The sequence below is a fragment of the Enterococcus sp. B2E4 genome, from assembly GCF_030499455.1.
Classification (GTDB): domain Bacteria; phylum Bacillota; class Bacilli; order Lactobacillales; family Enterococcaceae; genus Enterococcus_D; species Enterococcus_D casseliflavus.
Window position 1 is genome coordinate 67477 of the sequence record NZ_JAUKPK010000022.1, and the last position, 7281, is coordinate 74757.

Genomic DNA, 7281 nt, shown 5'->3' on the forward strand with positions numbered 1-7281 from the left:
GCTTATTAGCTATTTTAAATAAATGAATAGGAGCGTTTAGTAATGAAAAAAACAAAGATCGTAAGTACATTAGGACCAGCAAGTAACAGTGTGGAAATTATTTCTCAACTGATTGAAGCCGGTGCGAATGTCTTCCGCTTTAACTTCTCTCATGGAGATCATGAAGAACAATTAGCGCGTATGACAATGGTTCGTGAAGCCGTAAAGAAAACTGGTAAAGATGTCGGTATCCTTTTAGATACAAAAGGTGCTGAAATCCGTACAACTGTACAAAATACGACAGAAGCAGACTTTGGTCGTGCTGGATACATCCAATTCAACGTTGGCGATGAAACACGTATTTCAATGGATCCAGAACACAAAGGAACAAAAGAAAAAATTGCTGTAACTTATCCTGGTTTATTTGAAGATGTTCATGTGGGCGGACACATCTTGTTTGATGATGGCTTGATCGACATGGAAATCAAAGAAAAAGACGAAGCAACCCGTGAATTAGTGGTTGTCGTTAAAAATGCTGGAATGTTAGGATCACGTAAAGGGGTCAATGCTCCTGGCGTATCAATCAGCTTACCTGGTATTACTGAAAAAGATGCAGAAGATATCCGTTTTGGTCTTGATAACGATATCGACTTCATTGCCGCTTCATTTGTACGTAAAGCGCAAGACGTTTTAGAAATTCGTGAAATTTTAGAAGAAAAAGACATGACTCATGTGCAAATCTTCTCTAAAATCGAATCACAAGAAGGTATCGATAATATCGATGAAATCATCAAAGTTTCTGATGGTATCATGGTTGCCCGTGGTGACATGGGTGTTGAGATCCCTGCTGAAGAAGTACCAATGGTTCAAAAGAGCATCATCAAAAAATGTAACGCTGCTGGTAAATCAGTTATCACAGCAACACAAATGTTAGAATCAATGCAACAAAACCCACGTCCAACTCGTGCAGAAGCTTCTGACGTTGCCAATGCTGTCTTTGACGGTACTGATGCAACAATGCTTTCTGGTGAGTCAGCAAACGGTGACTACCCTGTTGAAGCAGTAGCAACAATGGCACGTATCGACGTGGAAGCAGAAAAAGCTTTATCAGAAAACAGCACTTTCCAAATCAACCAATTTGATAAAACAGATGTAACGGAAACAATCGGTTTATCTGTTGCTCGTGCAGCGAAAAACTTAGGGGTTAAAACAATCGTTGCTGCCACTGAATCTGGCTACACTGCAAAAATGATCTCTAAATATCGTCCAGATGCTGACATTTTAGCTGTCACATTTGACGAACGCACAAAACGCGGCTTGATGCTTAACTGGGGTGTGTACCCAACCGTTGCTGAAAAACCATCAACAACTGATGAAATGTTTGAATTAGCAGCAAAACAAGCAGTTGATTTAGGCTTTGCTAAAGAAGGCGATCTAATCTTGATCACAGCCGGTGTTCCTGTTGGTGAACGCGGAACAACCAACGTAATGAAGATCCAATTGATCGGATCAAAATTGCTTGAAGCGCAAGGAATTGGTGAAAAATCAGTTGTTGCCAATGCCGTGATCGCTCACAGTGCCGAAGAAGCAATTGCGAAAGCAAAAGATGGCATGATTTTAGTTGTACCAACAACAGATAAAGAATATATGCCAGCAATCGAAAAAGCAGCAGCTTTAGTTGTTGAAGATGGCGGCTTGACTTCTCATGCAGCAGTTGTCGGAATCGCGAAAGATCTACCAGTGATCGTTGGTGCCAAAGACGCAACAACAACCATCAAAGATGGCGAATTGGTTACTCTTGATTCTCGTCGCGGTATCGTTTATCGTGGAGAAACAACAGCGATCTAATGATTTTTAACGATTGATCAAGCAACAGGCAAGTGCACGTTGTGCGCTTCCTGTTGTTTTTTTGAGAGTGTCGAAATCCCTTGAGAAAAGGCATTAAAATGACACGATCAAAAATGAAAAAGGTGTCAAGAAAATTTCATTGACAAAGCCTCAGAAGCCCTGTATAATTGCTTTTGTTGCTTAGGGGTGATAAAAATGAAATGGTCTTTATTGGAATTAAAAAAATACCAAGAGACACCGCTGATGTTTGAAGAAACACTTGACCTAAAAAGTCAACTGATAAAACGCGATGGACAGATCATTGATTTGTCTCCTGTAAAAGTAAAAGGGCTGATGAGTGTTGATAAGCAAGGATACTTGCTGCACTATCAAGTGGAAACGACGATGACATTGCCATCTACTCGTTCTTTGACACCTGTAGCGATTCCTTTTGATTTTTCAGTGGATGAACAATTCATGACACCAGAGCAATTTCAGCGTCGCGATGAAACGATCGTCGAAGAAGAAGTTTTGATCATTGAAGGTCAAACCATCAGCTTAGATGAATCGGTCGCTGATAACCTATTACTTGCGATTCCTTTGCAAGTCCTGACAGAAGAAGAAAAACAAGGTTCAGCAATGCCATCTGGCAACGATTGGGCTGTTTTGTCAGAAGAAGACTTTGCAAATCAAAAAGAAGCGCAAGCTCAACAAGTTGATCCTCGTCTTGCAAAATTATCCGAATTATTCAATGAATCAGATGACGATAACGCGTAGGATTGGAATAAATTGCAGCCTCAAGGTTGCGTTCATTAACAAGGAGGTGTAGCAAAATGGCAGTACCAGCAAGAAAAACTTCGAAAGCGAAGAAAGCAAAACGTCGTACACATTACAAATTGACAATCAACGGTTTGAACGAATGTGCAAACTGTGGTGAAATGAAAAAAAGCCACCATGTCTGCTCTAACTGTGGTCATTACGATGGCAAAGACGTAGCAACAAAAGAAGCATAATTCCTTTTTTTCAGAAAGAGGATTCTAAAACCTTAGGCTAACCATGGAGCCTGAGGTTTTTTTGTTTTTTTTGGAAAAGATGGAACTTTTCAGAAATATTTTTTGTCCATCGAAAGAGAATAGTTCAAAAGCAGGTACATTTGCGCTATAATGAAAAAGATAATTGAATCTTAGGAGGATGAAAGATGACAAAACAACAAATCGGCGTTGTCGGTATGGCTGTTATGGGCAAAAACTTAGCGTTGAACATCGAAAGCCGCGGTTATTCAGTTGCCTTATTTAACCGTACTGGTTCAAAGACAGAAGAAGTAGTAAAAGAACATCCAGATAAAAATTTTAAAGCAACTTATACGATAGAAGAATTTGTCCAATCAATTGAAAAACCACGTCGTATTTTATTAATGGTAAAAGCAGGATTTGCGACGGATGCTACGATCCAAGAACTATTGCCTCATCTAGACAAAGGCGATATTTTGATCGATGGCGGAAATACCTTCTTTAAAGATACCGTTCGTCGTAACGAAGAGTTGGCAAACTCAGGAATCAACTTTATCGGTACGGGTGTTTCTGGTGGGGAAGAAGGCGCCTTGAAAGGTCCTTCGATCATGCCTGGTGGACAAAAAGAAGCATATGAATTGGTTGCACCGATCTTGGAACAAATTTCAGCAAAAGCTGAAGATGGTACACCTTGTGTAACTTATATTGGACCAAATGGTGCAGGCCATTACGTAAAAATGGTTCATAATGGGATCGAGTATGGCGACATGCAGCTGATTGCGGAGTCTTATGACTTGATGCAAAACATTTTAGGTCTATCTGTTGATGAAATGGCTGATATCTTTGCCGAATGGAACAAAGGTGAATTGGATAGCTACCTAATTGAGATCACAGCGGATATCTTGACACGTAAAGATGATCAAGGAACAGGCAAACCGATCGTTGATGTGATCTTAGATGCTGCAGGCAATAAAGGAACTGGGAAATGGACGAGCCAAAGTGCCTTAGATCTAGGTGTTCCATTGCCATTGATCACTGAATCTGTTTTTGCTCGCTATATCTCAGCTTACAAAGAAGAACGGGTCAATGCCAGCAAAGTATTACCGAAACCAGAAGCGGTTGCTTTTGAAGGAAACAAAGAAGAATTTATCAATAAGATCCGTGAAGCCTTATACTTCAGTAAAATCATGAGCTATGCACAAGGCTTCGCGCAATTACGTACAGCATCAAAAGAGTACGATTGGGATCTTCCTTTTGGTGAGATTGCCAAAATTTGGCGTGCAGGCTGTATCATCCGTGCGCAATTTTTACAAAAAATCACGGATGCTTATGACAAGAACGCTGACATCGAAAACTTATTATTAGATGATTACTTCAAAGACATCACCAAACGCTATCAATCTTCTGTACGTGAAGTAGTTGCGCTAGCTGTCCAAGCGGGTGTCCCTGTGCCGACGTTCTCCTCTGCGATCGCGTACTTTGATTCGTATCGTTCTGATCGTTTGCCAGCGAACTTGATCCAAGCACAACGGGATTACTTCGGCGCGCATACGTATGAACGGACAGATAAAGAGGGAATTTTCCATTATTCATGGTATGACGAAGCGTAAGCTTTAAGAGAATCCAAAAGAGAAAGGCCGAAAGTGAGAACTTTCGGTCAATCTCTTTTTTATTTTTTAGATACATGATAAAATAAGACAGATAATGTCTATTTTAAAGGCAGAATAATCAATAAAGGGGCTATCAATAATGAGTAATATTCTAATCATTGAAGATGAAAAGAACTTAGCTCGATTTGTGGAATTAGAATTGAAGCATGAAGGGTATAATACCGAAGTTCATTACAACGGACGGACGGGACTGGATGCTGCGCTGAATAATGAATGGGATGCAATCTTATTGGATCTAATGCTTCCAGAGCTAAATGGGTTAGAAGTTTGCCGACGTGTGCGTCAATCGAAGAACACCCCGATCATCATGATGACCGCGAGAGATTCTGTGATTGATCGAGTATCAGGTTTGGATCATGGTGCTGATGATTATATTGTGAAGCCTTTTGCAATTGAAGAATTGCTGGCACGCTTACGTGCGTTGCTTCGCCGTATCGATATTGAAGGGGACAAAAACGTCGCAAAACAAACCACGATCACTTACCGCGATCTAACGATTGAAAAAGAAAACCGTGTCGTTCGACGTGGAACAGATGTCATTGAACTAACAAAACGCGAATATGAGCTATTGTTGACTTTAATGGAAAACGTCAATGTCGTTTTAGCCAGAGATGTTTTATTAAACAAAGTCTGGGGCTATGAGACAGAAGTTGAAACCAACGTTGTCGATGTTTACATCCGCTACTTACGAAATAAAATTGATGTGCCAGGGGAGGAAAGCTATATCCAAACCGTTCGTGGTACAGGTTATGTGATGCGGTCGTGAACCTTAAAAAAAGAATGAAAAAATTAAAAGAACTGAAGGGGCCTTCTTTAACTGTAAAGTGGGCCTTCGCAAGTTCTTTCTTTATATTCGTCGTATTTACGATCTTTGCTGTGATCACCTATAAAACATCGGTGAATTTGATCGTCGCTAAAGAAGAAAACAATGTGGAGCGGACGATGTCAGAGGTTGCTTCTCGTTTAGCCAATTCGGATCAAGAACTAACATTGGTTCGAACATATCGTAATTTAACCAAAAATGATGCGGGGACGACGAGCATTTATGATCGCACTTCAACGATCGATGGCAACTTAATGAAAATCGATTCCTTTATTTCGGAATTAGGCCAAGCGCCGTTGAGCTTGTTTGTTTATAATTTGAATGAGGATCTTGTGTTTAAAACCCATGAGAATGATTTAGCACTGATCGACACGCAGCGCAAAGCGCCAACCATCGTAACGCTGGATGGTATCACAGGCTTTCTCTCGATCCAACCCATCTATTCAAAAGGTACCAGAGAGCGGATTGGCTATGCACAAACATTTTATGAATTGACTTCTTTTTACGAAATACGCAGCAAACTGCTGCTGACTTTGATTATCTTAGAAGTCGTTTCTCTGATTCTTAGTAGTGTGCTTGGGTTCTTTTTATCAGCGTATTTCCTTCAGCCGTTAAAGGTCTTGAGAGATACGATGGAAACCGTTCGGAAAAACCCACAGTCAACGGTGCATATGCCAGAATTAAATACGAACGATGAACTGTCTGATTTAGCAGATATCTTTAACGAAATGCTGGATCGCATGCGCCTATACATTGAACAGCAAGAGCGATTCGTCGAAGATGTTTCTCATGAGTTGCGAACACCTGTGGCGATCATTGAAGGACATATGAATCTGTTGCAGCGTTGGGGAAAAGACGATCCAGAGATTTTGGATGAGTCTCTGGCAGCCAGTATGCAAGAGATCAGTCGGATGAAGACGCTAGTACAGGAAATGTTGGATCTCTCAAGAGCGGAACAAGTGGATGTTCATTATGCAAATGAAACAACCAATGCAAAAGAAGTTGTCTATCAAGTCTTCAATAACTTTAAAATACTGTATCCGGATTTTGTTTTTACATTGGATGATGACTTATACCATGAGTTGAAGCTGAAAATCTATCGCAATCATTTTGAACAGATCATTATTATTGTCTTGGATAACGCAGTGAAATATTCCACTGATCGAAAAGAAGTTCATCTATCCATTTCGTTGGATCGGCAATCCTTTGAAATTGCCATTCAAGACTTTGGTGAGGGAATCTCCAAAGAAGACCTCGACAAGATCTTTAATCGTTTCTATCGGGTAGATAAAGCCCGTGCTAGAACCAAAGGCGGAAACGGGCTAGGGCTATCTATTGCGAAACAGTTATTGGAAAGCTATAAAGGAAAAATTTCAGCAGAGAGTGTCATCGGTCAAGGAACGATCTTTCGAATCTATATACCGATCGTTCAATCAGAAGATCGGACGAAAAGAGAACGTTAGGCGAAAAGCTTAAGTTCTCTTTTTTTATCCATTAATGATAGATTTAGCCGCAAAATACTTCTTATAAACGAACGTTCGAATCGTTTGACAATGAATAATTCGCTTATAAAAATAGTTGCCAAAAAGCCTATTTTTTTAGTTGATTTTTCCTTTAAGAATTGCTATATTATTACTTGTCCTTGTTAAGACATTTGTAACAAACACTGATTGATCTTTTTTGAAATTAGTTGTTGACGAAACATTTTACAAGTGTTATTATAACAAAGTCGAAAAAATATCATCTCTGAAAAACCTAATAAATCAAAAAAACTTTTCAAAAAAGTGTTTGACATATAACGGTTGAGATGGTAAGATAAAAAAGTCGCTGAGGTTAAGAAAGAAGTTAAATAACAACTTCTTGAAAAAAACTTTTAAAAAAAAGAGTTGACAAACAAACGTCACTCTGATATGATATAAAAGTTGCCAACACAGCACGGTAGACCTTTGAAAACTGAACAAAGCAAGCAAAC

At 39.7% G+C, this 7281-nt stretch carries 6 protein-coding genes; all 6 read left to right on the plus strand.

Features of this window, described 5'->3' with window-relative positions; translation table 11 throughout:
* The first annotated feature begins 42 nt into the window (after positions 1 to 42).
* Positions 43 to 1827 (plus strand): pyruvate kinase, encoded by a 1785-nt coding sequence (gene pyk, locus Q1X33_RS14775; protein WP_005229179.1) that lies wholly within the window; start codon positions 43 to 45, stop codon positions 1825 to 1827.
* A gap of 195 nt (positions 1828 to 2022) precedes the next feature.
* Positions 2023 to 2583 carry a DUF177 domain-containing protein gene (locus tag Q1X33_RS14780; protein WP_010749661.1) on the plus strand — a complete coding sequence of 187 codons (561 nt, stop codon included), beginning with the start codon at positions 2023 to 2025 and terminating at the stop codon, positions 2581 to 2583.
* 56 nt (positions 2584 to 2639) lie between these two features.
* Complete coding sequence (gene rpmF, locus Q1X33_RS14785) at positions 2640 to 2819, plus strand: 50S ribosomal protein L32 (RefSeq protein ID WP_005229191.1); 180 nt, start codon at positions 2640 to 2642, stop codon at positions 2817 to 2819.
* Positions 2820 to 3004: 185 nt separating this feature from the next.
* A complete protein-coding gene (gene gndA, locus Q1X33_RS14790) occupies positions 3005 to 4426 on the plus strand; it encodes an NADP-dependent phosphogluconate dehydrogenase (RefSeq protein ID WP_005229192.1) in 1422 nt (473 codons plus the stop codon).
* A 139-nt stretch (positions 4427 to 4565) separates the two neighbouring features.
* Positions 4566 to 5252, plus strand: coding sequence for a response regulator transcription factor (locus Q1X33_RS14795; protein WP_005229193.1), 687 nt, complete (start codon positions 4566 to 4568; stop codon positions 5250 to 5252).
* 14 nt (positions 5253 to 5266) lie between these two features.
* Complete coding sequence (locus Q1X33_RS14800; protein WP_034696083.1) at positions 5267 to 6772, plus strand: HAMP domain-containing histidine kinase; 1506 nt, start codon at positions 5267 to 5269, stop codon at positions 6770 to 6772.
* The last annotated feature ends 509 nt before the right edge of the window (positions 6773 to 7281 follow it).